The sequence below is a fragment of the Mesorhizobium sp. M0244 genome (assembly GCF_040321795.1).
In the GTDB taxonomy this organism is placed as follows: domain Bacteria; phylum Pseudomonadota; class Alphaproteobacteria; order Rhizobiales; family Rhizobiaceae; genus Mesorhizobium.
Genome location: NZ_JAMYSE010000008.1, coordinates 128641 through 153531 on the forward strand (window position 1 = coordinate 128641; position 24891 = coordinate 153531).

At 61.5% G+C, this 24891-nt stretch carries 25 protein-coding genes and 1 pseudogene; 9 read left to right on the forward strand and 17 right to left on the reverse strand.

Annotated features, from left to right (window positions below):
- Positions 1-31 precede the first annotated feature (31 nt).
- Positions 32-901 carry a LysR family transcriptional regulator gene (locus NKJ08_RS09115; RefSeq protein WP_352523404.1) on the reverse strand — a complete coding sequence of 290 codons (870 nt, stop codon included), beginning with the start codon at positions 899-901 and terminating at the stop codon, positions 32-34.
- 92 nt (positions 902-993) lie between these two features.
- Between NKJ08_RS09115 and NKJ08_RS09120 the strand changes: the two genes are divergently transcribed.
- Positions 994-1593, forward strand: coding sequence for a LysE family translocator (locus NKJ08_RS09120; protein ID WP_352523315.1), 600 nt, complete (start codon positions 994-996; stop codon positions 1591-1593).
- A gap of 15 nt (positions 1594-1608) precedes the next feature.
- Here the strand turns inward: NKJ08_RS09120 and NKJ08_RS09125 are convergent, their stop codons facing one another.
- Positions 1609-2400: an SDR family NAD(P)-dependent oxidoreductase gene (locus NKJ08_RS09125; RefSeq protein ID WP_352523313.1), complete on the reverse strand. Its 792-nt coding sequence runs from the start codon at positions 2398-2400 to the stop codon at positions 1609-1611.
- Positions 2401-2590: 190 nt separating this feature from the next.
- Between NKJ08_RS09125 and NKJ08_RS09130 the strand changes: the two genes are divergently transcribed.
- The gene (locus tag NKJ08_RS09130) at positions 2591-3049 is read left to right on the forward strand and encodes a MarR family winged helix-turn-helix transcriptional regulator (RefSeq protein WP_352523311.1); all 459 of its coding nucleotides are present in this window, start codon (positions 2591-2593) and stop codon (positions 3047-3049) included.
- 38 nt (positions 3050-3087) lie between these two features.
- Here the strand turns inward: NKJ08_RS09130 and NKJ08_RS09135 are convergent, their stop codons facing one another.
- Positions 3088-4266, reverse strand: coding sequence for an MFS transporter (locus NKJ08_RS09135; protein WP_352781666.1), 1179 nt, complete (start codon positions 4264-4266; stop codon positions 3088-3090).
- A 194-nt stretch (positions 4267-4460) separates the two neighbouring features.
- Here NKJ08_RS09135 and NKJ08_RS09140 point away from each other — a divergent pair, with 194 nt between their 5' ends.
- The 3 genes from NKJ08_RS09140 to NKJ08_RS09150 all read left to right on the forward strand — a co-directional run bounded on the left by NKJ08_RS09140 (position 4461) and on the right by NKJ08_RS09150 (position 5657).
- The gene (locus NKJ08_RS09140; RefSeq protein WP_352523307.1) at positions 4461-4817 is read left to right on the forward strand and encodes an ArsR/SmtB family transcription factor; all 357 of its coding nucleotides are present in this window, start codon (positions 4461-4463) and stop codon (positions 4815-4817) included.
- A 94-nt stretch (positions 4818-4911) separates the two neighbouring features.
- On the forward strand, positions 4912-5175 hold the full coding sequence (locus NKJ08_RS09145) for a metallophosphoesterase family protein (RefSeq protein WP_352781667.1): 264 nt from the start codon (positions 4912-4914) through the stop codon (positions 5173-5175).
- The gene (locus tag NKJ08_RS09150) at positions 5139-5657 is read left to right on the forward strand and encodes a hypothetical protein (RefSeq protein ID WP_352776701.1); all 519 of its coding nucleotides are present in this window, start codon (positions 5139-5141) and stop codon (positions 5655-5657) included. The genes NKJ08_RS09145 and NKJ08_RS09150 overlap by 37 nt, the downstream gene beginning before the upstream one ends.
- 28 nt (positions 5658-5685) lie before the next feature.
- Here the strand turns inward: NKJ08_RS09150 and NKJ08_RS09155 are convergent, their stop codons facing one another.
- Entirely contained in the window at positions 5686-8109 is a 2424-nt protein-coding gene (locus NKJ08_RS09155; RefSeq protein ID WP_352776700.1) for a DNA/RNA non-specific endonuclease, read from the reverse strand.
- Between the two features lie 300 nt (positions 8110-8409).
- Between NKJ08_RS09155 and NKJ08_RS09160 the strand changes: the two genes are divergently transcribed.
- Together NKJ08_RS09160 and carB are read left to right on the forward strand one after the other, a co-directional pair.
- A complete protein-coding gene (locus NKJ08_RS09160) occupies positions 8410-9237 on the forward strand; it encodes an SH3 domain-containing protein (protein ID WP_352781668.1) in 828 nt (275 codons plus the stop codon).
- A 399-nt stretch (positions 9238-9636) separates the two neighbouring features.
- Positions 9637-13140 carry a carbamoyl-phosphate synthase large subunit gene (gene carB, locus NKJ08_RS09165; protein WP_352523301.1) on the forward strand — a complete coding sequence of 1168 codons (3504 nt, stop codon included), beginning with the start codon at positions 9637-9639 and terminating at the stop codon, positions 13138-13140.
- Between the two features lie 52 nt (positions 13141-13192).
- Here carB and NKJ08_RS09170 read toward each other — a convergent pair whose 3' ends face one another.
- The 8 genes from NKJ08_RS09170 to NKJ08_RS09205 form a co-directional block, all read right to left on the reverse strand.
- Positions 13193-14167 (reverse strand): hypothetical protein, encoded by a 975-nt coding sequence (locus NKJ08_RS09170; RefSeq protein ID WP_352523300.1) that lies wholly within the window; start codon positions 14165-14167, stop codon positions 13193-13195.
- Between the two features lie 9 nt (positions 14168-14176).
- Positions 14177-14998, reverse strand: coding sequence for an AAA family ATPase (locus tag NKJ08_RS09175; RefSeq protein ID WP_352781669.1), 822 nt, complete (start codon positions 14996-14998; stop codon positions 14177-14179).
- Positions 14999-15100: 102 nt separating this feature from the next.
- On the reverse strand, positions 15101-15889 hold the full coding sequence (locus NKJ08_RS09180) for a hypothetical protein (protein WP_352523299.1): 789 nt from the start codon (positions 15887-15889) through the stop codon (positions 15101-15103).
- A gap of 150 nt (positions 15890-16039) precedes the next feature.
- Positions 16040-16501 (reverse strand): hypothetical protein, encoded by a 462-nt coding sequence (locus tag NKJ08_RS09185; RefSeq protein ID WP_352523298.1) that lies wholly within the window; start codon positions 16499-16501, stop codon positions 16040-16042.
- Complete coding sequence (locus NKJ08_RS09190) at positions 16502-16891, reverse strand: DUF6152 family protein (protein ID WP_352523296.1); 390 nt, start codon at positions 16889-16891, stop codon at positions 16502-16504. It lies immediately after the preceding gene.
- 125 nt (positions 16892-17016) lie between these two features.
- Positions 17017-17763: a DUF899 family protein gene (locus tag NKJ08_RS09195; RefSeq protein ID WP_352523295.1), complete on the reverse strand. Its 747-nt coding sequence runs from the start codon at positions 17761-17763 to the stop codon at positions 17017-17019.
- A gap of 353 nt (positions 17764-18116) precedes the next feature.
- Positions 18117-18605 carry a GNAT family N-acetyltransferase gene (locus tag NKJ08_RS09200; RefSeq protein ID WP_352523293.1) on the reverse strand — a complete coding sequence of 163 codons (489 nt, stop codon included), beginning with the start codon at positions 18603-18605 and terminating at the stop codon, positions 18117-18119.
- On the reverse strand, positions 18598-19419 hold the full coding sequence (locus NKJ08_RS09205) for a transglycosylase SLT domain-containing protein (protein ID WP_352523292.1): 822 nt from the start codon (positions 19417-19419) through the stop codon (positions 18598-18600). The genes NKJ08_RS09200 and NKJ08_RS09205 overlap by 8 nt, the downstream gene beginning before the upstream one ends.
- Before the next feature lie 160 nt (positions 19420-19579).
- On the opposite strand from NKJ08_RS09205, the gene NKJ08_RS09210 reads away from it, so the two are divergent.
- Positions 19580-20164 carry a methylated-DNA--[protein]-cysteine S-methyltransferase gene (locus NKJ08_RS09210; protein WP_352781670.1) on the forward strand — a complete coding sequence of 195 codons (585 nt, stop codon included), beginning with the start codon at positions 19580-19582 and terminating at the stop codon, positions 20162-20164.
- Between the two features lie 145 nt (positions 20165-20309).
- On the opposite strand, the pseudogene NKJ08_RS09215 reads toward NKJ08_RS09210, so the two are convergent.
- Positions 20310-20634: pseudogene (locus tag NKJ08_RS09215) on the reverse strand (hypothetical protein).
- Positions 20635-20932: 298 nt separating this feature from the next.
- Between NKJ08_RS09215 and NKJ08_RS09220 the strand changes: the two are divergent.
- Positions 20933-21145, forward strand: coding sequence for a cold-shock protein (locus NKJ08_RS09220; RefSeq protein ID WP_023678332.1), 213 nt, complete (start codon positions 20933-20935; stop codon positions 21143-21145).
- Between the two features lie 472 nt (positions 21146-21617).
- On the opposite strand, the gene NKJ08_RS09225 is transcribed toward NKJ08_RS09220, so the two are convergent.
- From NKJ08_RS09225 to NKJ08_RS09240, 4 genes are all read right to left on the reverse strand, one after another.
- The gene (locus NKJ08_RS09225) at positions 21618-22226 is read right to left on the reverse strand and encodes a glutathione S-transferase family protein (RefSeq protein WP_352523287.1); all 609 of its coding nucleotides are present in this window, start codon (positions 22224-22226) and stop codon (positions 21618-21620) included.
- A gap of 190 nt (positions 22227-22416) precedes the next feature.
- Positions 22417-22974: a tetratricopeptide repeat protein gene (locus NKJ08_RS09230; RefSeq protein ID WP_352776694.1), complete on the reverse strand. Its 558-nt coding sequence runs from the start codon at positions 22972-22974 to the stop codon at positions 22417-22419.
- A gap of 65 nt (positions 22975-23039) precedes the next feature.
- Positions 23040-23894 carry an EAL domain-containing protein gene (locus tag NKJ08_RS09235; protein ID WP_352523285.1) on the reverse strand — a complete coding sequence of 285 codons (855 nt, stop codon included), beginning with the start codon at positions 23892-23894 and terminating at the stop codon, positions 23040-23042.
- The gene (locus NKJ08_RS09240) at positions 23891-24781 is read right to left on the reverse strand and encodes an EAL domain-containing protein (protein ID WP_352523284.1); all 891 of its coding nucleotides are present in this window, start codon (positions 24779-24781) and stop codon (positions 23891-23893) included. Before NKJ08_RS09240 ends, NKJ08_RS09235 begins: the two co-directional genes overlap by 4 nt.
- Positions 24782-24891 lie beyond the last annotated feature (110 nt).

Genomic DNA, 24891 nt, shown 5'->3' on the forward strand with positions numbered 1-24891 from the left:
GCTGAACACCGGCCGTCCTTTTTGCTGTTTTCTAAGCCGCCTGTTGCCGCCGTGCCAACCCAGCGCGGATATGGGCGGCAAACGCCAGTGCTGCCGGCCCGATACCATGCTTGGGCAAGTGCAGATTGATCGAAAAATTCGGCAGCGACGGCAGCTCCGGATCGTTGGCCAAAACATCGAGATCGGCAGGTACTGTCGAGGCCAACCAGGTGGTGATGGCAAGGTCCGAGCGCACCGTCGCCGTCGTCGCGTCGATGCTGCCGTTTTCGAACACGGTGCGCCATTCCAGCCCGCGCTCGTTGAGCGCCTCCAGGACCACCGGGCGGAACGCGCAGGTCTCGGCAACCATCGATACCGGCAAAGGGCGCTTGCTGCGGGCGCCGCCGCCTTTAGCGCCGACCCAGACCAGCCGGTCCAAAACAAGGCATTCGCCGATCGACCGACCGACCGGCTCCTCGATCACCGCAAGCTCTATCGTGCCGGCCGCCAAGGCCGCAGCCAGCTCCGGCGACGAGGCGCAGACAAGCGAGATCTCGACCTGCGGATAGGTCTCGGCATAGACCTTGAGCACCGGCGCAAGCAAGGTGCCGACAAGGTCGTACGGCGCGCCAAGCCGCACCTGACCGGCAACCGCGTGGCCCGCCATCTCCGCCAAGATCTCGTCATTGAGGGAAAGCAGGCGCTTGCCCTTGCCGAACAATTGCTCGCCGGAGCGGGTCAGCCGCAGTCCGCGCCGGTCGCGCTCGAACAGGCTGCAGCCGAGAACCTCTTCCAAGCGCTTGATCTGCTGGCTGACGGCGCCTTGCGTCAAATGCAGTGCGTTGGCCGCCGCCGTCATGCTTGCCTTGTCGGCAACGGTGACGAAGGTTCGAACCAAGGCAGTATCGAGGTTGCGGAGCATCACGCCATTATATTTGCTAATGCAGATCATAGCAAACATTGCATTTACTGATGAGTCCAAAAGCCTATCGTGCTGGCTTCAAAGGAAGCAGCATGCTTGAAACCGTCCTTCCCCTCGTCCTGTTCGCGCTGGTCTCAACCTCCACGCCCGGCATGGCCACCACATTGTCGACGGCGTCCGGCGCGCAATTCGGCTTTCGCCGCTCTATCCCGCTGATGGCCGGAAGTGCAGCCGGCCTGGCCACCGTGGCTGCGGCAGGTGCTGCCGGGCTCGCCGGCCTGCTGGCCGCCGCCCCTTCCCTGCAACTGGCAATGAAAATAGCCGGATCGCTCTATCTGGTTTGGCTTGCCCTCACGATCGGCCGCAGCGGCCCGCCCAATCCGGACGTGGCCATGGCAAAGCCGAACAGCTTTTTCGGCGGCGCCGGTCTGCAATGGATGAACCCCAAGGGCTGGGCCATGGGATTGGGAGCGGCTGCATCTTTTGCCGCGCTCGCCAACGGGCCACTGCAGCTCGCCTTGCTGCTCGGCACGGTCTTCGGGCTTGCAGCGGCTCTATCGCTGGCGGCGTGGTGCGTAGCCGGCACGCTGCTCGCCCGGTTGCTGAAAACCGAGCGGCAGTGGCGTATGCTCAATATCATGCTTGGCCTGTTTCTCGCCGCCTCGATCATTCCGATGTGGCGGACGGCGTGAGACCAGCGTTAGTATTCAGGCAGCGTAACGCGCCGCCGGCTTGCCGGCCAGCAGGCTGCCGAAGAAGCCTTGCCGCGCACCAAGATAGGTTTCCAATCCAGCCGGATCGGAGAGGCCGGGCGCGGTGACGGTTTCGCCCTTGGCCAGGCCGGCAAGCGCTGCATCGACCAGATCGTCGGCCGTCATGACGATCTCTTGCGGCATGTTGGCAATATCGCTTCCGGCAACTTCCCAGAACTCGGTCCGGGTGGCCCCCGGCAGCACGACCTGTACAGCTACCTTGCTATCGGCGACTTCCCGCTGCAAGGCCTCGGTGAAGTTGACGACATAGGCTTTGGTGCCGCTGTAGATGCCGCCGAACGAGGTATCGAAGGCCAGCACCGAGGCGATGTTGACGATGGTGCCGCGGTTACGGGACAGCAGTCCCGGCAGCACCGCGCGCGTCAACCGAGTCAGCGCCACGACATTGACCTTGATCATGCGCTCGGCCACATCGGCGTCGGCCGTTGCCACCACCTGCGCGCCGCCAAGGCCGGCATTGTTGACCAGCAGCGTCACGCTGTCGTCGGTTGATATCGCCTGCTCGACCCGTCGCAGATCGGCGTCGTCGGCCAGGTCGGCGCTGATGACACCGACCTTGCGGCCATACGCATAGCGGAGCGTCTCCGCCAATTCCTCCAGCCGGTCGGCGCGCCGCGCCACCAGCACCAGATCATAACCTTGGCCGGCGAGCCGGTCCGCATAGACTGCGCCGATGCCGGAGGAGGCGCCGGTGACGACCGCCGTGCCTTTGTCCTGTTTGCTCATTGTCTTGTTCCTTCTGGTTCGATTCCAAATGCCAGTGCCGCAGGGCAACGCCCTTGCTTCGACTGGCAGACTAATTAATGGTATATGCCAGAACGTAGGCATATGCCATCATCTTGTCAATCCGCCGAGCAAGGACTATTTCTGGTTCGCATCGAGGGTCCCTTCCGGTCCCCTCATCGGAAATCCGCCAATGTCCCAAACCACCCTGCCCGGCCTGGCGCTTTGCAACAACGCGATGCTGCGCCGCGCGACCCGAAAACTCGGCCAGTTCTATGACGATGTGCTCGCACCCTCCGGCCTGAAGGCCACGCAGCAGGGCCTGCTCTACCAGATCCACATCGGCAACGAACCGGCGATGGGTGCCATTGCCGCAGCTCTCGTTATGGATCTGTCGGCCCTCGGTCACACGCTCAAGCCGCTGATCCGCGACGGTTATATCGAGACTTTCGCCGACCCGGCCGACCGCCGCGTCAAGCGCGTCAGACTGACACCGCAGGGCCGGACCAAGCTCGAAGAAGCCCTGAAGCTGTGGCACGTCGCTCAGCAGCGCTTCGAAGACATCGTTGGAAAAGAGCAGGCGGCAAGCCTGCGAGCGGCGCTGGACGAAATCGCCGCGCTGGATTTTGACGCACCGCCGGCCGCGACTTGAATTATCGGCGGCCGGCAGCCAGGCTCTGCTAACAAGCCTTATTCGGCCGGCATCGCCACCGGACGCGCCGCCAGGTGGCTCGCCAGCACCACGCCCAAACCAATGATCGGGAATGCCGCCGCGACCACGCCGAGGTCGGCCGGTGCGCCATAGCGCAGCACCGCAGCGCCGACCACGGCACCCAGTGCGACGCCGAGATAGAGTGCCGAAGCGTTCAGCGACAGCACGATGGGCGCGGCATCGGGCGCCAGCTTGATGATGCGGCTGGCCTGCGCCGGTGGGAATGCCCAGCCGACGATGCCCCACGGCACCATCATGGCCATCAGCGCCGGCCCGGCGATCTCGCGCGGCAGGAATATCGGGATCAGCGAAAACGTGACCAGCATGGCGGCACTCAGCGCCAGCGACCAGCAGACGGTGCGCGTCGCGCCGAAACGGTCGGCGGCCTGCCCGCCGCCGATGTTGCCGATGACCGCGCCAACGCCGAAGGCGAGCAGCATTCCGGGTAGCGCGATCGGGCTCAGTCCGCCGCCTTCGATGGCGAGCGGCGCGACAAAGGCAAAGACGGTGAAGGCGCCGATCAGCGCCAGGATCGTCGTCACCAGGATCGGCATGACGCCGGGGCGAAGTGCCGCTGCCAGCCGCATCCGGAGCGGCAACCTGGTGCCGACGATGCCGCGCGGCAACCGGTACCACAGGATCGCGCCGGCGAGCGCACCAAGACCGGCAATGGCGAAGAACGTGCCGCGCCAGCCGGCAACCGTCGCAACAAGCGCGCCGAGCGGCGCGCCGACCGCCACCGCCCCGGTCGTGCCGCCGACGACCACGGCAATGGCGCGGGCGCGGTGATGATCGTCGACAAGCGCCACGGCTGTTCCCTGTGCGGTCGCCGCGAACAGGCCTGACGACAGCGCCATGACGATGCGCGCGATCAGCAGCAATTCGAAGGAGGAACTCAGCGCCGCGGCGACGTTGCCCAACACGAAGAACACCAGCGTCCACAGAATGACGCGGCGACGGTCCCATTCGCCGGTCAGCGTTGCCAGGATCGGCGTGCCGATCGCATAGGCGAGCGCAAACGCTGTGATCAGCGTGCCGGCGAGCGGAACGGAGATGGCGGCATCCTTTGCAATGTCGGGCAAAAGGCTGGAGATGACGAAACCTTCGGTCGAAATCGTGAACGATCCGAGCGCAAGCCAGATGAGGCGCTTATCCATGGCAATTTCCTTTAGTTCAAAGGTTATTGAACAATTGGACATAACAGGGCATGATGTCAATAAAGGCGCTGCAAAATAGCCGAACCATCCTGACAGCCCGGTGTCAGGACGGGGCGACGGGACGAAACTATGTGTCGATCAGTCACGAGAGGAGATGCGTTGAAATCGGCTCCGAATGTGCTTAATTCCTGGGCATGACCTTGCCCCATCCCAGCGCCGACCAGATCAGCCTGCCGAACGTGCTTGCCGTGCTCGGCGACCCGACGCGACTGGCCATCGTGCGCTATCTCGCCAGCAAAGAGGGCGTGCCGCTGAATTGCAGCCGGTTCCTCGATCTCTGCTCGAAGACCAATCTGAGCTACCATTTGGCCAAGCTGCGTGAGGCTGGCGTCACCCGCACCGAAGCAGTTGGCACCAGCCGGCTGATCACGCTGCGCCGTGACGATCTCGACCGCCGCTTCCCGGGCCTGCTCGACAGCGTGATTGCCGCGGCCGGCGACGACGCATCGTTGCCGGCGGTCGGCGGCCACGAGATCGAAGTCCGCGCCTGAACGGCCCGAAGCTGGGTTCCGCTCTCGCCCGCTTCGCGAGACGAGCAAAGTAGCTTCACCTGCCCTCCAGCCATTCCAATTAACGGAGCCTCCCATGCGCATTGCCGTCCTCGCCGACATCCACGGCAATGTCCTGGCGCTCGACGCCGTGCTCGACGATCTGCGGCGACGCGGCGGCGCCGACCTCATCGTCAATCTCGGCGATTGCGTTTCCGGCCCGCTGTGGCCGCGCGAGACCATGGAGCGGCGCGAGGCGCTCGAGCTGCCGACGGTGCGCGGCAACCACGACCGCCGCGTTGCCCGCGACCCGCTCGACGACAGATGTGGCCTTCCGACCGCTACGCGCAGGAACGGCTGACGGCAGCCCAGCGCGAGGCGCTGTTCGCGCTGCCGCTCACGTTGGAGGTCGCGCCCGGCGTGATCGCCTTCCATGCCCGGCCCGACCACGATGAAAAATACCTGACTGACGCGATAGTCGACGGCCGGCTGGTGCGCGCCCCTCTGGCCGCCATCGAGCGGCGGCTCGGCGCAATTGATCCGGCCTGCCGCATCATGCTTTGCGGTCACAGCCACCGCAGCGAGCTGATCCGCATTCCCGGCGGTCCGGTCATCTTCAACCCGGGCAGCATCGGCTGCCCGGCCTATGACGATTCGACCCCGCCGGCGCATGTCTCCGAGCAGGGTTCTCCGCACGCCCGCTATGGCATCATCGAATTGCACCCAGATCGCTTCGAAGCCATCGCCGTCGACTATGACCACGAGGCGGCGGCGCGTCAGGCCGAGCAGGCGGGACGGCCGGAATGGGCTCACGCGCTGCGCACCGGCTTTATGCCGGGTTGAGCAGCGGAATCCGCGACCGGTCCAATCTTCAGTTGTCAGACGCGGATCGCTTCGATCGCTTGGCAGGACGTCGGGTGCTGGCCGCCGAAGTCTTGAACGTCGAAGTCTTGGGCGTCGAAGTCTTGGGCGATGAAGCCTTTGGCCGCGACGTGTTGGGCGCCAGTTGCGTTGGGTTGAAAGTCTGTGCCGGAACCGATTCGGAACCGGCCCGAATGTCAGCGTCGCGCACCTGCTGGCCGAAGTTCAGGCCGGTCAGCCGTTCAATCTCGGCCACCGTCGAAAGGAACTCCGATACCCTGGCAATTTCAAGCGGGTCATCGAATGCCTCGGCACGCCCACCGAACGCTTCGGGCATCACTTCCAAGACCGGCTTCTGGTCTGCAAGCAGCGCGATGGCGCGCAGGCCAGCTTGATCGGACCACAGCGCGATCTTCCAGAACTTCAGCGGAACATGGCTTTCGAAGCGGTAAGGAGGATCGTCCCCGCGGAACACTGGACCGGCAAACACCGTGATACGGCCTCGCGCCGTATAGGCATTGCGCAGCACATAAGTTTCCACGGCGCGCCATCTCAGTTTTCCCTTGGAGCCGGGATGGTCAAGCGAGCTTCCCTGATTGAAGAAGCCGACTTGCGGCGCAGCATTGGTATAGAAGAACGTGTCCCGTTCTGCGGCGACCGCCTCCTGATCCACCCCCCACGCAGGGTCGCCGCGAAGCGTAATATGGCCCTTCTGGAACATTCGAGCTATTCGTTCCTTGGATCTTGGGTCGGGAAACCCAGGCACATTCTGGCTCGAATAAAATTCCTGGGTCATCTGCTCGCCAGGATCGATGCGGCGATCGGGCCGGAAAGCGTCACTGGCTTCCGAACCGGAAATCGACTCTACCCCCAATTCGACAAGCGACGGGTTGTCGATGACGGTCTTGTCCGCACGATTGACCGCCTTGGTGCGGGATCCATCGATATTGCAGGCGGTGACGAAGGCAAGCCTGCGATCGGCGTTCATCAAGACCGAAAAATGATGATAGCGCAATTCGTGTGGATCCTCGCCCGGTTTGGCAAGAAGGTTTTTGGCCAACCGGTAGGGTGAATCGGCGACCGTCGGCATTGGCAGGACAAAGCCCGGTATGAAGCCGGGCTCATACCCTCCACGATCATCGAAATCCTCTGTCTTCCAACCTGCTGCCTCGGCGATGGCCACGACCTTGGCGGGCTCGCTTGCTGGGCCTTTGCCGTCGTTTCGTCGCGCATCGCCTCCGTCGATCAACGGCGCCCGGACATTTATCTCGACGGGAAAAGTCCACGTGACCGAGCCATCGGCGTTGTGTCTCGTCGCCGGCGGATTGCGATCCGGTTCCGGTCGCTGCACCGCCTTGTCCAGCACATCTTCGCGAACGTCGGCGTTCAGCCGAACTGTCTCATCCATCATGCGCGGCGTGCCGGCCCAAATCGCCAGAGCTTCCGAAACCGCCGATGCCGAGGAGCCCGGCAGCCTAGACTTTCTAGCACCCAGATCGTCAACGATGGCGCTGATCCGTATGCCTTCGTTGATCTCGCGCGCAAGCGCATAGCCACCTATGCCCGTCACCTCGTGGAACGGGCCGGCCCAATGATGCAGGGCAATAGGCTCCCATTCGTTGTTGAAAACCGGCGACCCGGACGAACCCTGTTCGGTATCGGCAACATAGTGCAGCACTTGAACCGTTTCGTCGCGGGCCACCAGCCGGTTTTCACGCAGCACCAGTTCCTTGAAGCGGCCATCGGGGTGCTGAACGATGTTGGCGATTTCGCCAAGCATATGCTTGTCGCGCGCGTCCGACAGCGAAATAAAACCGAACTCTCCCAGTTCCTTTGGACCGGAACGCCGCTCACCGACCCCGATCAGCGTATAGTCCAGACCCTCTATGCTGTCGGTCACGAAACAGAATTCAGGATCGAACAGGAACGTCGTCGGCGTACGCACGGCATTCACGCCGTCCTGCTCATAGTCGAACTGGACCTGGAAGCGCCGGGATTCCGCCGGCGACGAAATCACATGGTTGTTTGTGAGGAACAGACTTGGCCCAACCAGAAAACCCGATCCCTGTGGATTGCCGTTGAGAAAGGCAACTCGGCCGACCGCATCGGCCGCACGGCGCCCACGCTCCAGGAATGCGACCCCGATGAAGTCGAGCGTTGGGCCGAGAATTGCCTCCGGTCCTGGCTGCTTAGCGGCGGCCTTTCTTTCACCGGCAGACCTCATGTCGATCGCTGCCGATATCATCTCCGCTTCGGTGCGGCTGAGCGACGCCTTTACCTGCAGCCTGTCGAGGCGCCTGGAGATGGTCTGTTCGGCGGCCAGCGGATTGCCGTTGGCGATGTGACCAAGTGAAGCCTCAATCTCGGCGCGCGTTTTCTTGACACGCTGGCGAACTATGTTTTCCACCTGCGCCAATATTTCAAGATCGACCATATTTCCCTCCTCCGGCTTACTTGAGAGAGTGCATATTTACATGAAATGTGCAATATTTTGCCGGCTTCTAGCTTACGGAAGTGGCCTGGTCGCGATTCAACACGCGGCACCTTACTCATTTTCGGGCTTACACAGCGCCGCCTCGTCGCCTATAAAAACCGGCTGGCGTGCGATGGCGTTTCTGTGCCTGGCCGCGCCTTCGGCAATTGAACCTACCGCCCATGGCAGATGATTAGGCGCACAGTAACACTCCCGACGATGCTGCTTGCGGTGATTGCGGCTCCGCTGATGCTGGCGGGGTTGCCGGCCAAGGGCCAGGAGCCGGAGCCCATCATCTCCATTGTGACGGGTCTCGCTCCGGGTGATCTCCTGAACGTGCGCGCCACGGCATCGGCCATGGGCAAGATCGAGGCGCGGCTGCCGAGTGGTTCGAGCGTGAAAAATCTCGGCTGCGGTGACGTCAGCGGCCATCGGTGGTGCAAGGTTGAAGACATTGACGACCCGAAGATGAGCGGATGGGCTCCCGCGCGCTACCTCGACCCTATCAATCCCCAGCAAGTGACACCCCAAGCGGCGGCCAATACGGAGAGCCCTGCCTCTAACCCGCTGCCGGATCTGACAGCGCGCCTGGGCGCGGCCGGTCCCGAAACGACGCTGAACTCCGCTGACGCAATCGGCAGGGTGGCGATCGAGGATGCTTACCGCCTGGCCCTGGCCGGTGGAAACCCCTCGACTGGACAGGTTGATGGATCGGCGCCCGCGGTTGATCCCGTCCAGAATTTCGGCGCGATCAATGCAGCGCCTCCGGCCGATGCACAAACCGTTGCACGGCTGCAGCCGCCGGGGACACCAGTCCCAGGTGCCGGGAACGTCATTCCTTGCGCGCGCTATGTCGGCCAGCCAATGACCAGCTGCAAGGCGGCGGTCGTGCGCACCGGCGACAAGATCGACGTGTCCGTGACATGGCCCGATGGCGGCACGCGCATCATCACCTTCCAAGCAGGCAAGCCGGCCGGTTCGAATGCGCCCGGCGAATTCCGCTTCACGCGCGAGGGCAGCCTCAACATCATCCGCGTCGGCGTTTCCGAACGCTTCGAGATTACCAACGCCCTGGCGAGCGGAGGATAGAGAGAGTGGACTGGTGTAATTGTAGGAATCAGCGCCGCCCCTCATCGCCCTGCCGGGCACTTCTCCCCGTATAGTGACGGGGAGAAGGGGCTGGCCGCAGCGTCGGCGCCCTTCTTGCAATGCTGGCGAGTGGCGAAATCGTCCATGAGAGCGCCCCTCTCCCCGTCACTATACGGGGAGAGGATGCCGGTAGGCAGGTGAGGGGCAGCACCGGCATCTAAACCTGAAGCGATTGCCCAGCTAGTGGACCCGCACACAAAGCCGCATTTTAGGGGGTTACATCCGGCAAAACTCTTCCCTATAAGGCCCTCCTAGCCTGATACCAGAATCGCGAGCATAACCGGCCGGGTCATCCCGTCCGGCTTTTTGTGCAAGCCGCCCGCCGAACGGACCCTCGACATGCCAAGACGCACCGACATCAAGTCGATCCTGATCATCGGGGCCGGCCCCATTGTCATCGGCCAGGCCTGCGAGTTCGACTATTCCGGCACCCAGGCCTGCAAGGCGCTGAAGGAAGAGGGGTTTCGCGTCATCCTGGTCAACTCCAATCCGGCCACCATCATGACCGACCCGGAGCTGGCCGACGCCACCTATATCGAGCCGATCACGCCCGAAGTGGTGGCCAAGATCATCGCCAAGGAGCGGCCGGACGCGCTGCTGCCGACCATGGGCGGCCAGACCGCGCTGAACACCGCCCTGTCGCTGCGCCGCATGGGCGTGCTCGACCGCTACAATGTCGAGATGATCGGCGCCGATGCCACGGCCATCGACAAGGCCGAGGACCGCGCGCTGTTTCGCGAGGCGATGAACAAGATCGGCCTGGAAACACCGAAGTCGATGCTGGCCAATGCCACCGACGTCAAGAATGCCGACCGCAAGACGCACGAGGCCGAGCGCGCCGAGTTGAAGGCCGAGAAGCCCGAAAATCTCGATGCCGCGCTCGACGCGCTGGAAACAAGCTGGAACCTCGGCGAAGGCGACCGCAAGCAGCGCTATATCAGCCACGCCATGGCGATAGCCGCACAGGCGCTCGACCATGTCGGCCTTCCCGCCATCATCCGCCCGTCCTTCACCATGGGCGGCACCGGCGGCGGCATCGCCTACAATCGCGCCGAATTCTACGAGATCGTCCAGTCCGGCCTCGACGCCTCGCCGACCACCGAAGTGCTGATCGAGGAGAGCGTGCTCGGCTGGAAAGAGTACGAGATGGAGGTTGTCCGCGACAAGGCCGACAATTGCATCATCGTCTGCTCGATCGAGAACATCGACCCGATGGGCGTGCATACCGGCGATTCGATCACCGTCGCCCCGGCGCTGACGCTGACCGACAAAGAATACCAGATGATGCGCAACGCCTCGATCGCGGTGCTGCGCGAGATCGGCGTCGAGACCGGCGGCTCCAACGTGCAGTTCGCCGTCAACCCGGCCGATGGCCGCCTGGTGGTCATCGAGATGAACCCGCGCGTCTCGCGCTCGTCTGCGCTGGCCTCCAAGGCGACAGGCTTCCCGATCGCCAAGATCGCCGCCAAGCTCGCCGTCGGCTACACGCTGGACGAGCTCGAGAACGACATCACCGGCGGCGCGACGCCGGCCTCGTTCGAGCCGAGCATTGACTATGTCGTCACCAAAATCCCGCGCTTTGCCTTCGAGAAATTCCCCGGCGCCGAGCCGGTGCTGACCACCTCGATGAAGTCGGTCGGCGAGGTCATGGCCATCGGCCGCACTTTCCAGGAATCGCTGCAGAAAGCGCTGCGCGGGCTGGAGACCGGCCTGACTGGTCTGGACGAAATCGAGATCCCCGGCATCGGCCATGGCAGCACGGCCGCCAGCCACGTCGACGACCGCAACGCCGTTCGCGCCGCACTCGGTACGCCAACGCCGGACCGGCTGCGCATGGTGGCGCAGGCGATCCGCATGGGCACCTCGCTGGAAGACGTGCACGCCATGTGCAAGATCGACCCGTGGTTCCTCGAACAGATCGCCGGCATCCTCGACATGGAGGCACGCATCCGCGAGCACGGCATTCCCGAGGACGCCGCCAATCTGCGCATGCTGAAGGCGATGGGTTTCTCCGATGCCCGCCTCGCCTCCCTGGTCAGGAAGGACGTTGAAGAGATCCAGAAGATTCGCGAAAAACTTGACGTTCATCCGGTTTACAAGCGCATCGACACCTGCGCGGCCGAGTTCGCCTCGCCCACCGCCTATATGTACTCCACTTATGAAGTGCCGTTTGCCGGCGCGCTCGCCAACGAGGCTCAGGTATCGTCGCGCAAAAAGGTCGTTATCCTCGGCGGCGGCCCCAACCGCATCGGCCAGGGCATCGAGTTCGACTATTGCTGCTGCCACGCCGCCTTCGCGCTGCGCGATGCCGGCTTCGAGGCGATCATGATCAACTGCAATCCCGAGACCGTCTCGACCGACTACGACACCTCCGACCGGCTCTATTTCGAGCCGCTGACGCCGGAGGACGTGCTGGAGATCCTGCGCGCCGAACAGGCGTCCGGCGAGCTGGTCGGCGTCATCGTCCAGTTCGGCGGCCAGACGCCGCTGAAGCTCGCCGACGCGCTGGAGAAGGCCGGCATCCCGATCCTCGGCACCTCGCCCGACATGATCGATCTCGCCGAGGACCGCGACCGCTTCCAGAAGCTGTTGCACAAGCTCGGCCTCAGCCAGCCGAAGAACGGCATCGCCTATTCGGTCGAGCAGGCCCGCCTCGTTGCCGGCGAGCTCGGCTTCCCGCTGGTGGTGCGCCCGTCCTATGTGCTCGGCGGCCGCGCCATGCAGATCATCCACGATGAGAGCATGCTGCAATCCTACCTGCTCGACACCGTACCCGGCCTGGTGCCGGAGGACATCAAGCAGAAATACCCCAACGACAAGACCGGCCAGATCAACACGCTGCTCGGCAAGAACCCGCTTCTGTTCGACACCTATCTGTCGGGCGCCATCGAGGTCGACGTCGATTGCCTGTGCGACGGCAAGTCGACCTACGTCTCCGGCATATTGGAGCATATTGAGGAGGCCGGCATCCATTCCGGTGACAGCGCCTGCTCGCTGCCGGTGCATTCGCTGCCCTCGGAGCTCGTCGACGAGCTGGAGCGCCAAACGGCAGCGCTTGCCCGCGCGCTCAATGTCGGCGGGCTGATGAACGTGCAGTACGCGATCAAGGACGGCACCGTCTATGTGCTGGAGGTCAACCCGCGAGCGTCGCGCACCGTGCCCTTCGTCGCCAAGACCATCGGGCGGCCGATTGCCAAGATTGCCGCCCGCATCATGGCCGGCGAAAGCCTGGAAGACGCCTTCGCCCATTACGGCGCCATGCCCGACCCACGCAACCCCGGCCACATCGCCGTCAAGGAAGCGGTATTCCCGTTCGCCCGCTTCCCCGGCGTCGACATCTTGCTCGGCCCGGAAATGCGCTCGACCGGCGAGGTCATGGGCCTCGACCGCGACTTCGCGCTCGCCTTCGCCAAGAGCCAGTTAGGCGCCGGCGTCGACCTGCCGCGCTCCGGCACGCTGTTCGTCTCGGTGCGCGACGAGGACAAGAAGGGCATCCTGCCGGCGGTCAAGCGCCTCGCCGGCCAGGGTTTTAAAGTGCTCGCCACCTCCGGCACGGCGCGCTTCCTCGCCGAAAACGGCGTCGCGGCCGAGAAAATCAACAAGGTGCTGGAAGGCCGCCCGCACATCGAGGACGCCATCCGCAACCGCCAGGTGCAGATCGTCTTCAACACCACGGACGGCCAGAAGGCGGTGTCGGACTCCAAATCGCTGCGCAGGGCGACGCTGATGCAGAAAGTGCCGTATTACACGACGCTTTCGGGCGCGGCCGCGGTGGCTGAGGCCATTGCTGCGCTGAAGGCGGGGAGTTTGGAAGTGAGGCCGCTGCAGGAGTATTTTGCGTAGTTTCAGCTTGAGTTTGAGCGAGACCGTTTAGGTCGAATGCCAGCTTCGCGATCTATTTCTCATCGAGTTCCTCATTGACGCCCGAGATCGAGAAAACCGATATGCTTTTAATGAGGTCTTTCATCTCGACTGAAATTTCCTCATTCCGCATTGCGTCTATTATGGCGGTTGGAGTCACACTTATCTTATATTCATCTTGCAGGGCCTTATTTACGCAACTTAAGGCGTCCTTCCCGGGAACAAGCCCCATTCTCAAATCCGCGCTGTCCCAAAATTTATCAAACTCATTCATTGCATCTTCGCTCACCGTCGCGTCGTTCAAACTTGGAGAATTCTGTCTCTCAAATCGCCGGCGATTAGAAAGATACTGACCAGCCACGTAATTTTTTTTCTCTAATGAGAACTTATTCAGCACAGCATCTGCGATTGGAACGTATGTCTTGGCGCTGCCGCCGCGACGCAGCACCTCTGAAACCTTGTTGGCGGCCGCTCTATCTATCGCGGCAGGGACCAGTAAAAAGTTCTCAATTTCCTTCCTGCGATGGAGTGCCACCAACTCCGAAAACTTCCCACAAGCTTCCTTAATAGCCGCGCATTCGTTCTCGCTTCGATAGTCCCGATCAAAAACGATTGCCGATGATATCTTCCCACCCAAGGTCAGTTCCATGCCGGCCTTGATATTTTTGGCTCTCTCCGGGTTAAAGCCCTCCACCGGTATGACTGCAAAATTTCCGCGATTACCTACTTCTGCAAATCCAAGTTTGCTGGCAAATTTCCCGAGTATCTGAAAATCTTTTCCTTCAACAAAAAGCGCTCGCCGCGTTTTCGCCAGTTGAGTAAGGATAGGGTTTAAATTCGAACCCAAAGATGAGAAGACATCTCCCAATTGCGAAGGGTTTTTCACACGCTGTGCCTGTTTTCTGTTTTTGTTGATTACTACGATATCATCCGCCTCTGCCTCAGTTATTATCTCAGTCGAATGAGTGGCAATCAGTATATCTGGAGCGATATTTCTAAGTAAAGTCAATAGCTGTCGTTATAATTCTGACTGCAGATAGATATCAGGCTCATCAATAAGAAATAGAGAATTGTTGCTCGACTGTATCAAATGCGTCAACATTTGGCACCATACTTGAAAGCCAAAACCTGCCCAAAAAATCTCTCTCGGAATCCTTGATTCCGGGCAGAACATATATAGCCTGGCGTTTTTGTGGGAGTAGTCGACTATTGGCTTTTCAATATCCATGCCGGGCCAAGTTCGGCTCAGGACTTCGCGAAACTCTTCGAACTTGTCAGGATAGTGATACCAAATATTTCTGAAATTCCTAGCGGACCTGTAGTTAAAAAGCGCTAACCGTGCAGCTTCCTTTTCATAAAGTACTTCGTTATGGTCAACTGGACCCAATATGGGGACAAACCCAATTGGGCAATTAAAATGCTTCATAAATTCTTTTGGAGAGTGAGGCGTCTTCCCATTATTGTTTATTGCTATTAAGTGGCACGACCCGGCCTCTGGGAAAAACAACAATAGCTCATTTTTGTTAGATAAATTAAACCGAATTGAGGCTGGCTGGCTGTCGTCATAGTTATAGAATATATTCTCTTCTGCGATCGATATCGCGCCAAGATCGACAATGTATCCATAAACAGACCCCTGCGGGCCGCTTACAACTTCCGATTTTCTTGAGGAGGCCTTTCGCAGTGCAGAGGCCAATATCCTAAACGCGGCTAAGATAGTTGACTTTCCGGCATTATTAGGTCCGACAAGGATATTAAAGTTCCTGAGATGTAACGTAAATTTCTCAAAGGCTTTAAAACGATTAAACTCTACACGCGTAAACCTATGCAGATCGCTCATAGTGACATCCACGGTTACGGCTACGACTAGATCGATCGCAAGATCTGGTCGAGCGCTGTTGGTCGAGTTCGAAGGTGACGGCCTGCTTCAAGGGGGCTTATGTCAGTTCGCAACCTCAGCGATGTCTACCTTCGCTGCCTTGGCCTTGGCCCTTTCAAGCTTATTCACAGCCTTTCGCATTCTGGCGACCGCCTCTTTCGCCTTGTCGCCTTCGATTGTGTCCCGCTTGATCACTTCATTTTCGACCAACTGCGACAGGTTTTCGTTGCCGACCTTGATGTCGGGAAAGAGTCTTCGGATTTCCCTGCGCACTACAGAAATCACCGGCTCCGACCGGATGATCGCCGACACCGTAAACTTGTTGAATAGCTGGGCCTGTTGATGAAAGGCATCCATCGCATCGATTGTCAGCCCTTCCTTGGCAAACAGGAAAAGACACTGCAAATGGTCCTCATTCTTTGGATTCATGTCGGCGAAGCCGATGCGGCACACTTCCTCGTGGCTAATCTGATTTGCAACGTAGATCCGAACCAGCCGCCATTCGACCGCATTCGTCAGGATCACCCAGTGGATACCTTGATGAGCGCCGTAGTCGATAACTTGTCTCAGGTGATTATCCGCGAGCCCGCTACCCGCTGATTTGACCTCGACAAGCAATCTCAGCTTTCCACCGATCTTTATCGCGAGGTCGCAATATGTGGCCTTAATCTGATGCTCTGACGTAAGCTCATCATATTTATCATAGCCAAACACGTCGGCCAGGATGTCCTTGATCAAGGTAACCGTGTCGGCTTCCGCGACATCAGACTTTTGCTGAGCCAGGGTAATCCGTTGATATTTCTTTAGATTCGACGCAATTCGTTCGACGAATTTCTTTGGTAATTTATTCAATGACTCGCCCTCCCTATCCCCGGCGGGATTTGAGGACGAGTCTACTTGAAAGACAAGCGGAAATTGTCGCCTGTCTCTCCCTCCCGTGCGATCCCTGTCTGTATACAAGGGAAGCCGGCAGACGTGTAAGGCAGCGCCAGCTCGGTCTAGTCAGAGAAACCCAATAAACCGTCCGGCGAAAAGCACGGACGTCCAGAGAATCATCGAAAGCACAGCCAGCACGGTCACGGTCCCGCCAGCCGGCTCGTCACCGCCTCTTGCGCGGCGCATGAAGGCAAGGAAGTTGGCGCCGGCAAGCAGGATGAGCGTCATCTTGGCGAGGAAGATCGGCATCGCCGCATACTCCCTCGCCCTGACTGAAAAGAGCAGCGACCCCGTGACGAGCGCACCGGCGAACGCGCCCAATGCGATGCAGCGCAGCAGCGCGACGAACGCCGGCTGCGGCAGCGCGCTGAAGGCGCCCAGGATCTTGAGATCCATGAGCCAGACGCTGGTCAGCAGCGCGCCGATCGACATGATGTGCAGCGCATTGACGATGGGGTAGGCGAGGAAGGATGACTTCAGCCCCCGCACGAAAGCGACTTGCTCGATGCCGGCGAGGAACCCGTCCATTCAGGCCGGCGGCACGCGGTCGGGATAGACATCATAGGTCTTGCCGCCGACGACGACACGAACTGCCTTCATGCGCTTTTCGCTCTCGTCTTGCGAGCGGTTGCCGATCGCGGTCACCTCGTCGCCGACCTTGGCAACGTCCTCGGTGAAGCCGGCGGCGATCGTGCGGGACGGCGGTGCCATCTCCACCCGCCAGGCCTCTCCCTTCGCGTCGACGTCCAGCGTGGCGTGCGGGTTGCCGATATAGATGGCCGTGATCTTGCCCCGGAGTTCGAAAAACCCGTCCTGGGTCCACGACCAGCCGTGATGGGCATAGGCCGCGGTTGCGGCGGCAAGCATCACCGCCGCCGTCAGCGTGACGCCCCGAACCCCGTTGAAAGGTGACTGCATCGCTCGTCTCCTCGGTTCGGCATTCGAGAGTAGGTCACGGCGCGGCAACGTCAAATCACATAAGGCCCTTGGTATCGGGAGGATTTCGATTCCCGATACGCCAATAGGAGATATCCTTGCCAAGCTCAGTGGCAGCACCCTTCCCCATACTGCAGCTGCTCCTGCCAGCTCTGCGCCCTGCCCTCGGGCGTGAAATCCATCAGGTTCCACAGGATCTCGCAGGTGCCGATGGCGCGCGGGTCCTGACCGGGTTCGGGCGGCGCGAAGCCGAGTTCGGAGCTCCAGAAGTGGCGGATGCCGTCGCCGTCGCGGTGGAACACCGAAAGCACCGGAAGCTGCGCGCCGTCCTTGGCCTCGGCCTGGTAGTCGCGCTTGAAGCTGTTGCCGGCCGAGGAAACCAGCCGCATGTTGGTCCAGCCGCGGTCACGGCCAAGCGTCAGCAGGTTTTCCAGCGCGGTCTTGGCCACGACAGCGAAATTGTAGCCGGCAGCCTCGAGATGCCCAATGGCGCCGTCGAACTGGTCGAGCAGCGCCGTGCAGGATGGGCACGGCTGGTCCTGTCTCGGCAGCTTCGCCGTGCCGCCGCTGGTCGCCACGTCGCGCGTCTCCTGCGGATGGCGCGGAAACATCATCGAATAGACGATCAGCGTGTCCTTGCCGGGCGCAAACAGCTCCGACAGTTTTATACGGGCCGGCTTGCCGTCGGCGCCAAGCCCGTCGAAGACATAATTCTGCGGCACCAGCCCGCCGGGCGGCAGCGCGCGGCGGGCGACGGCGACATCCTCCATGGCGCGGCGCAGTTCGATTTCCTTCTGCAGCAGCTCGTCGCGGGCGGCGCGATATTCCTGGGATTCATTGGGAAAGCTGATCATCGTCATCTCCATCTGCCGGGGCGGCGCGTGGCGGGAGGCGCCTTGCCTCCCAAGGACGCATCGCCAAAGACGGTTCCGACATTTTTTGCTGCGCCGTTGCCGCTCACTCTTGCCCATTCCGGGCGCTGGCGCCGCCCCTCATTGCCCTGCCGGGCATTTCTCCCCGTATAGTGACGGGGAGAAAGGTGCCTTCGCCGACGGTTTCGCCAATCTCCGGCGTGGCAGAGGGCGTGCCGGCGTTGCGGCCAGCCCCTTCTACCCGTCACTATACGGGGAGAAGGTGGCGGCAGCCGGATGAGGGGCAGCGCCGACTTCGCCAAATGGCGATCAGCTTCGCTGAGGCAAACCTATGCTCACCCCGCCCAATCCACCTCGACCATTCCCAGCCGCTGATAGAGCCTGACCGCGGCGGCGTTCTCGACCGTATTGGTCTTGAGATCGACATGCGCAGCACCCCTCGCACGAAACACCGCAAAGGCGTGGCGCATCAGCGCTTCGGCTATGCCCTTGTCGCGCGCCTCGGGGTGGACGGCAAGGTCCTTGACGAAAGCCCGCGTCCAGCAGAGCGCCGCACCCGCCAGACGGCCTTTGCGGTCGATGACCAGGAAACACAAACCGGGGTCGAATTCGGCGTCGCCCGAAACGCGCGGCCACCATTGGTCGAACGGCCCATCGGCGCCGTCGTCGAACACCGCGGTCAACAGCGTATGCAAAGCGAGTGCATCGGCGGCTTCGAAGCCGCGCATGAAAAACCCTTCCGGCCAGCGCGGCGCCAGAAGCGTGTCGTCGAGGACCTTGCGCAGTCTTATTTCGTTTGGCGCCGGCGGACGCGGCTCAGGCATCGGGCTGCATGCGGCGACGCAAGCGGTCGCTGTCAAGGCCGGTTTCGCCCAGCATACCCCTGCGCTTGGCGTCGTAATAATAGCCGCTCTGGTAGAGCCGGTCGGCGCGCTTGGGATTGCCGCCGCTGACCAGCCAGGCGCCGCGCAGATATTTCACCGCATATTTCAGGTTGGTCTCGGCGTCGAACAGGCCGCTCGCCGGCCCGTCATAGCCCATGCCGCGCGCCGTTGCGTGCTTGATCTGCATTAGCCCCCAATGGCCGTGATTGTAGGCTTTCGGGTTGAAGGTGCTCTCGCGGTTGACGACACTGCGCACCAGATCGACCGGCACCTGGTAGAGCGCGGAATATTTCTCGATCAGCCGCTCGATCTCGCTGCGGCCGCCGGCGTTCGACTGCCCCTCTGCCGGGTCGGTCGCGGCCAGGGCGGCCGGGTTCTGCGGCACAGTATAAGAAACCGGCTGAACGCCGGGCATGGCAGCGGTCTGTTCGGTGACCGGCATGGCGACAGCGGCCGTCACGGCGGCTGGCTGGGCGTTGGCCGTCATGACGCTGGGCGCAGAAGCCGCCAGCGGCGTCGGCCCGGCAAAGGCGGCGGCCGGCTCGACCGGCAGTGCAGCCGCCTGGGCGACGCCGGATGGTTCCGGCAGGACCGAAACCGTGTCGGGCAGCGCCAGCGTGAAACCGGCATCGGCAGTGGTGTTATTTTCAGTGAAGGCGGACGCCGGGGTCGACGGCGAAGTCGAGGTGCAGCCGCTGAGAGCGGTCAGAGCCAACACCGCCGCAAGGACGGGAAAGAGGAATTTTGCTGGCAAGCGGCGCTCGGGTCCGGTTCGTCGGGTGTTAAGAAGTCCTTACACCAGCATCTTTCCCCGGGCAATCCGCGGTACCCGGTGGTTTTCGGGTGGCGAGCCGGGCCGGGAAATGCGATATTGTTCTGGATTTGTACTTCGATTTTTCGGAAAGGAGCACGCCATGCACGCCCCTCATGCCCCCATCGGCCACGCGGTCTTCGAAACCGTGCTCGGCTTCATGGGCATCGCCTGGAGCGAAGCCGGGCTGACCCGGCTCTGCCTGCCGCAGCGCAGCCGCGACGCGGTGGAGCGCCGGCTGTTGCGCCATGCTGCCGCCGAGCAGCCTGCGCAGCCCGAACCGCAATGGGTTACCGAGCTGATCGCGTCGATCAAGGCCTACGCCGCCGGCGAGGACGTCAATTTCTCCGGCGTGCCGGTCGATCTCAGCGGCGTCGACGAGTTCCGCCTGGCGATCTATGATGCCGCGCGAAAACTCGCCTTCGGCGAAACCACCACCTATGGCGAACTGGCCAAACGCGCCGGCCATGCCGGGCTCGCGCGTGAGACGGGCGCCGCGCTCGGCGCCAACCCGGTGCCGCTGGTCATCCCTTGCCACCGCATCCTTGCCGCCGGCGGCAAGATCGGCGGCTTTTCCGCCCCCGGCGGCTCGGCCACCAAGGAAAAGATGCTGGCAATGGAAGGCGTACGCGTCGGCCCGCCGCCGGCGGCGCAGGGGTCGTTCGGGTTCTATGTATTTTTATATTGAGGTGATGCCGGCCTGCAAATGGCGGCTTCCTGCGCTTCCGGTGCTCACGTACCCAAAGTACGCTCCGCTCCGGTTCTCGGAATCCACCATTTTCAGCTCGGCCTGACCTGAATCTCAACACACCCCGGCGCATCATCTCGAAGACCTAATCCGGAAGCAGGCGCCGGCGGAAGCGTCGGTCGATCTCCACACGCTTGCATTTGTAGACGGTGCAGGAATTCGTATCGGCGCTCGGCACCGAAGCCCGCGCCCTAACCTCGCCCATATCGCAGAATTGCTGGCTCCGCACGTAGCGGTCGTAGAGCGCCAGCCCCGGCACGCGCGCCGATCTGTAGCGCAGGATGACCGCGCCCTCGCGCGCGATCGTCGCCTGCACCTTGCCGCAGCTCATGCGGGTCGGGTCGTAGCGAGACCGCCTGCGCCTCGGCGGCCACCAGCGTCAGGCAAGCGGCAAGCAGAACGATTTTCATGGCCCTCTCCCCAAACCCGGCCGCGCCCGAAGCCGGCGCGATCCTGCCGCGTCAGGCGCGCAACAACGACGCTCTCACGCGATTGGGGCGGCCGTTGGGCAGCGTTGCCGCGGCGCCATTTTCCGCCCCGTCTTGTTTTTTGCGCGAAAGCATATTATATGCGGTCCATTGATATTTCGGCCGATCGATCCGGGCCTCGCGATATTCGCGTTTGCTGACGTTCTATCTCCAAAATCTCGATACAAATCGGCTGGGTTTCGGCCCAGTCAAACCAAAGCAAACGTAAAGGACTATCGAAATGGCAACAGGTACGGTCAAGTGGTTTAATTCCACCAAGGGTTTCGGCTTCATTCAGCCTGACAGCGGCGGCGCGGACGTTTTCGTCCACATCTCTGCAGTCGAGCGCGCTGGACTGTCGACCCTGGTTGAAGGCCAGAAGATCAACTTCGAGATCGAGCAGGACCGCCGCACTGGCAAATCGTCCGCTGGATCTCTGAGCAAGGCAGCCTGATTTTGCGAATGGCGCGCGCCGGGCGATAGCCCGGGGCGTGCGGCAAGTCACGGATGTACTGGCGGTCGCGCGAGAAGCGCGCCGGAGCGAAAGACCCCGACAAGCCGAAGCAGCAGATTGCTGCCGGCCCGGCCAAAGCGCTCCCGATCAGGCTACCAAGCATGGGAAGGCGGGATTTTGTCCCGCCTTTTTGCTGTCTGGATTTCAGACGCCGACAATTGGCGAAACCGGCAACACGGCGTCCTTCTCCCCGTCACTATACCGGGAGAAGTGCCCGGCAGGGCGATGAGGGGCAGCGCGACGCATCAGACCTACTAATCGCACTGCCAAGCACGACATTACGACAAAGGGCTGGCGCCGCCCCTCATCTGGCTGCCGCCATCTTCTCCCCGTATAGTGACGGGGAGAAGGACGCTTTCGCCGAAGATTTCGCTAACCGCCAACGTTGCTCAGCAAGGTCGGCGAGTTGCACTCAACCCACCCACTCCAGCGGCACGTGCCCCGGATCGGCCTCGACCCGTTTCAGCCAGGCGGCGACCGCCGGATAAGCGTCGAGCTGAAAGCCGCCCATCTCGGCCGCATGCGTATAGGCATAGAGCGCGATGTCGGCGACGCTGAGCGCCTCGCCGGCGAAGAATCGGCTCTCGGCCAGGCGCTTGTCCATGACGCCAAGCGCCTTGTTGCCGCGCTCCAGCGTCAGCGCCAGCCGCTCCGGCGTCGCATCCCTGGCCCGTTCGGGAAAGGTCAGCAGCGCCCTGCGAACGGCGATATAAGGCTCGTGGCTGTATTGCTCGAAGAAAAGCCACTGATAGGTCAGCGCGCGTTCATATCTGTCCGCCGGCAGGAACCGCGTGCCTTCGGCGAGATAGAGCAGGATGGCGTTGGATTCGGCAAGCCGCCGGCCATCGTCGAGTTCGAGCAGCGGCACCATGGCGTTCGGGTTCTTGGCGACATAGTCGGGCTTGCGCGTGTCGCCAGTATGCGAGCTGACCTCGACGTTGGTGAAAGGGATGCCGAGCTTGGCCATCAAGAGGCGCGGCTTGTAGCAATTGCCGCTGTCGATCATTCCGTAGAGTATCATTGGCGCTCCCTTTGCTCCTGCGACGACAGCGTCGAGGCTCGATGAGCCGACCGGCTTTATCGCGACAACGGCGGCTTCATCCAGTGATTTGTTTTGGCGTATCGATCAGCGCCGCTGATGCATCGGGATGTGTCGAGATTGCCGGCATCACCGGGATATCGGCATGGCCCGAAAGGAATTATCTAAAAGTCTATTGGTACAATATCTCATTTTTCTCTGCGGCTGCCGTTTTAATTTCATGGAATAATTTAACAATACCAAACGCAGAGGTAAACATTCGTCTTATCCCCTTCTTGCCCTTCAATCCTTCTATTAGGATGTCCCTTTTTGCAAGGACGTGCCCCTGAGATGCTCCTTTGTCTCGAAATATTTCGACCTGCGGATCGGACGGGTTAACGTCCTTTATCAACCTATAACACCAATACGCCGCCGACGGGTTGCTGTCCGAAATTCTCTTAAATCTTTCTATCGCTTCGACAAAATTGCCAGATCTCTGTTGTACCCCTGCAATTCTATATGTTGCGATGTCACTACCTAGACTCTCCGCTATCGAATAATACTCCACAGCCAAGTCTGTGTTTTGAAAGGCGCTGTCCATATCGTAGGCTATACCCAGTGAGTACGCTGCCGCTGCTTTCTTACCCTCATACTTCATTGCATCTAAGAGAATCGATGTTGCCGCCTGCATATCACCTCTCTGGAGAGCCTGCTTAGCCTGCAACAATTGAAGATCATCCTCGTCAGACATACGTTTCTCTCTCATTTCGGTCGTCTGCGATCCGGTATCGTGACTTGATTTGGGCCGGCACCATGCTAGCCGAATAAAGGCACGACGTTGTTGTCCATGCCAAGCAGCCTGTCGATAGGCAGCGGTTCTTCATCGAAGACCATGCCGGCCAGCGCCGGCCGCGCCAGATGATAACCCTGCAAAAGGTCGACGCCGCCATCCAGCGCGACGCGCAAACGAGTGGCATTCTCGATTCCTTCGACCAGCACCTTGGTGCCGCGGTCGTGCAGCGCCGAAACCAGCGGCCGGAAGAACCGTTCGGCGGCGGCATGGCGGCAGAATTCGGCGAACCAGGTGCCGTCGATCTTGACGATGTCGGGCTGCACGAGGGCGACCCTTTCTTCCGTCGAATGCCCGGTGCCGAAATCGTCGATGGCGATGCGGATGCCGTCGCGCCGCATCTCACGCGCCAGCCTGACAAGCAGCTTGTCGCCGGCCGCCTGCTCGGTGATCTCGCAAACCAACATGCCGGGATGCAGGCCGAAATCCGCCAGATGCCTGGTCATCAGCCTGATTTCGGCCAGTGCCCGTGCGGGATCATCATTGATCAGCGGATTGTAGTTGAAGAACAGGTCGAGCCCGTCGAGGCCGATGTTGCGGAAATTGCGCAAATGCAGCACCCGGCACATGGTTTCGACAAACAGGCGATCCGCTGCCGGCACGCCTTCGAAGAACATTTGCGGCGCCACCGGCCTGCCGGCACGATGCGGCTCGATCAGTCCCTCCACCGCGACGGCGGCGAGAAACCTGCCGCGCGGCGCGAAGACCGGCTGGTAGGCGCTCCTCAGCCGGAATGTGCCGTAGACGCCGTATTCGATGCCGACCTCGTCGGCAAAGATCGCCTCGCCGACCTTGCGCCGCATGTCGGCTTGCCCGGTCACGATGCCACCCTGCGGCCGAAGGCCCGCATCCGTCGCCGCGGCGGAACGGCCGCAGGCACCTTCTCCATGTCCGGCGACTCCGCGGCCGCCTGCCCGCTCTTGTCGAAGACGTGAAAGCTGGTCGGCGCAAGCTCAGGGCGCGCCAGCACGTAGCCCTGCACCATCGAGGCGCCCGACTTTTCGGCGAGCTCTAGCTGCCAGCCCGTCTCGATGCCCTCGAATACCGTTCGGATGCCTTGTTCTTCGAAGCTTGTCACCATGGCGGTCAGCAAAGCGAAGCCGGCACCGGACTCCATCAGTGTCATGATCCAGTCGGCGTCGAACTTGACGATGTCTGGCCTGAGCTCCTTGATGCGATTGATGTCGGACTCGTCGGCGCCGTAATCGTCGACGGCAATGCGCAAACCATTGCCCCTGAGCGCCTCGACGAAATTGTAGAGCGTTTCCTGCGATGCCGATTTCTGCTCGGTGACCTCGCAGACGACGCGGCGCGGATCGATGTCCGCCTCGTGCAACACCAGCCGCATGTCGCGCAGCGCCTTATCGGCAATGCTGCGATCGGTGAACACCGACGGATCGAAATTGATGAAGATCGAGGCGTCTCGCGGCAGGCAGGCGCCGGCGTTCAGAAGGTGCAGCGTCCTTGTCAGCGCCTCGATGTGCAGGCGGTCGACAGCGGGACAGCTGTTGAAGAAACTCATCGGCGGCTGCGGCTCGCCGTCGCGGAACGGCCGGATCAGCCCCTCGAAGGCGACGACGGAAAGCTTGCCCTTGTTGAAGGCGAAGATCGGCTGGAAAGCGCTTTGCAGCGTATAGGCGGCCCAGACACCGCTGGCGGTGCCGTCATTGTGGCGGATGATATGGGCGAGCCCGATGCTGCGCGTCACGGTTCCTCGCTATGCGAGACTTGGCGGACCGGGTTGCGATCCCTGCCATTCAAACTTTTACCGGCTGTTGATGAATTTATTGTTGCCGGGATTTGCGGGCTGGCTCATCC

Coding starts and splice junctions, on each gene's coding strand:
- NKJ08_RS09115 (WP_352523404.1), bottom strand. CDS start 901: ATGCTCCGCAACCTCGATACTGCCTTGGTTCGAACCTTCGTCACCGTT.
- NKJ08_RS09120 (WP_352523315.1), top strand. CDS start 994: ATGCTTGAAACCGTCCTTCCCCTCGTCCTGTTCGCGCTGGTCTCAACC.
- NKJ08_RS09125 (WP_352523313.1), bottom strand. CDS start 2,400: ATGAGCAAACAGGACAAAGGCACGGCGGTCGTCACCGGCGCCTCCTCC.
- NKJ08_RS09130 (WP_352523311.1), top strand. CDS start 2,591: ATGTCCCAAACCACCCTGCCCGGCCTGGCGCTTTGCAACAACGCGATG.
- NKJ08_RS09135 (WP_352781666.1), bottom strand. CDS start 4,266: ATGGATAAGCGCCTCATCTGGCTTGCGCTCGGATCGTTCACGATTTCG.
- NKJ08_RS09140 (WP_352523307.1), top strand. CDS start 4,461: ATGACCTTGCCCCATCCCAGCGCCGACCAGATCAGCCTGCCGAACGTG.
- NKJ08_RS09145 (WP_352781667.1), top strand. CDS start 4,912: ATGCGCATTGCCGTCCTCGCCGACATCCACGGCAATGTCCTGGCGCTC.
- NKJ08_RS09150 (WP_352776701.1), top strand. CDS start 5,139: ATGTGGCCTTCCGACCGCTACGCGCAGGAACGGCTGACGGCAGCCCAG.
- NKJ08_RS09155 (WP_352776700.1), bottom strand. CDS start 8,109: ATGGTCGATCTTGAAATATTGGCGCAGGTGGAAAACATAGTTCGCCAG.
- carB (WP_352523301.1), top strand. CDS start 9,637: ATGCCAAGACGCACCGACATCAAGTCGATCCTGATCATCGGGGCCGGC.
- NKJ08_RS09175 (WP_352781669.1), bottom strand. CDS start 14,998: ATGAGCGATCTGCATAGGTTTACGCGTGTAGAGTTTAATCGTTTTAAA.
- NKJ08_RS09185 (WP_352523298.1), bottom strand. CDS start 16,501: ATGGACGGGTTCCTCGCCGGCATCGAGCAAGTCGCTTTCGTGCGGGGG.
- NKJ08_RS09190 (WP_352523296.1), bottom strand. CDS start 16,891: ATGCAGTCACCTTTCAACGGGGTTCGGGGCGTCACGCTGACGGCGGCG.
- NKJ08_RS09195 (WP_352523295.1), bottom strand. CDS start 17,763: ATGATCAGCTTTCCCAATGAATCCCAGGAATATCGCGCCGCCCGCGAC.
- NKJ08_RS09200 (WP_352523293.1), bottom strand. CDS start 18,605: ATGCCTGAGCCGCGTCCGCCGGCGCCAAACGAAATAAGACTGCGCAAG.
- NKJ08_RS09210 (WP_352781670.1), top strand. CDS start 19,580: ATGCACGCCCCTCATGCCCCCATCGGCCACGCGGTCTTCGAAACCGTG.
- NKJ08_RS09220 (WP_023678332.1), top strand. CDS start 20,933: ATGGCAACAGGTACGGTCAAGTGGTTTAATTCCACCAAGGGTTTCGGC.
- NKJ08_RS09225 (WP_352523287.1), bottom strand. CDS start 22,226: ATGATACTCTACGGAATGATCGACAGCGGCAATTGCTACAAGCCGCGC.
- NKJ08_RS09230 (WP_352776694.1), bottom strand. CDS start 22,974: ATGTCTGACGAGGATGATCTTCAATTGTTGCAGGCTAAGCAGGCTCTC.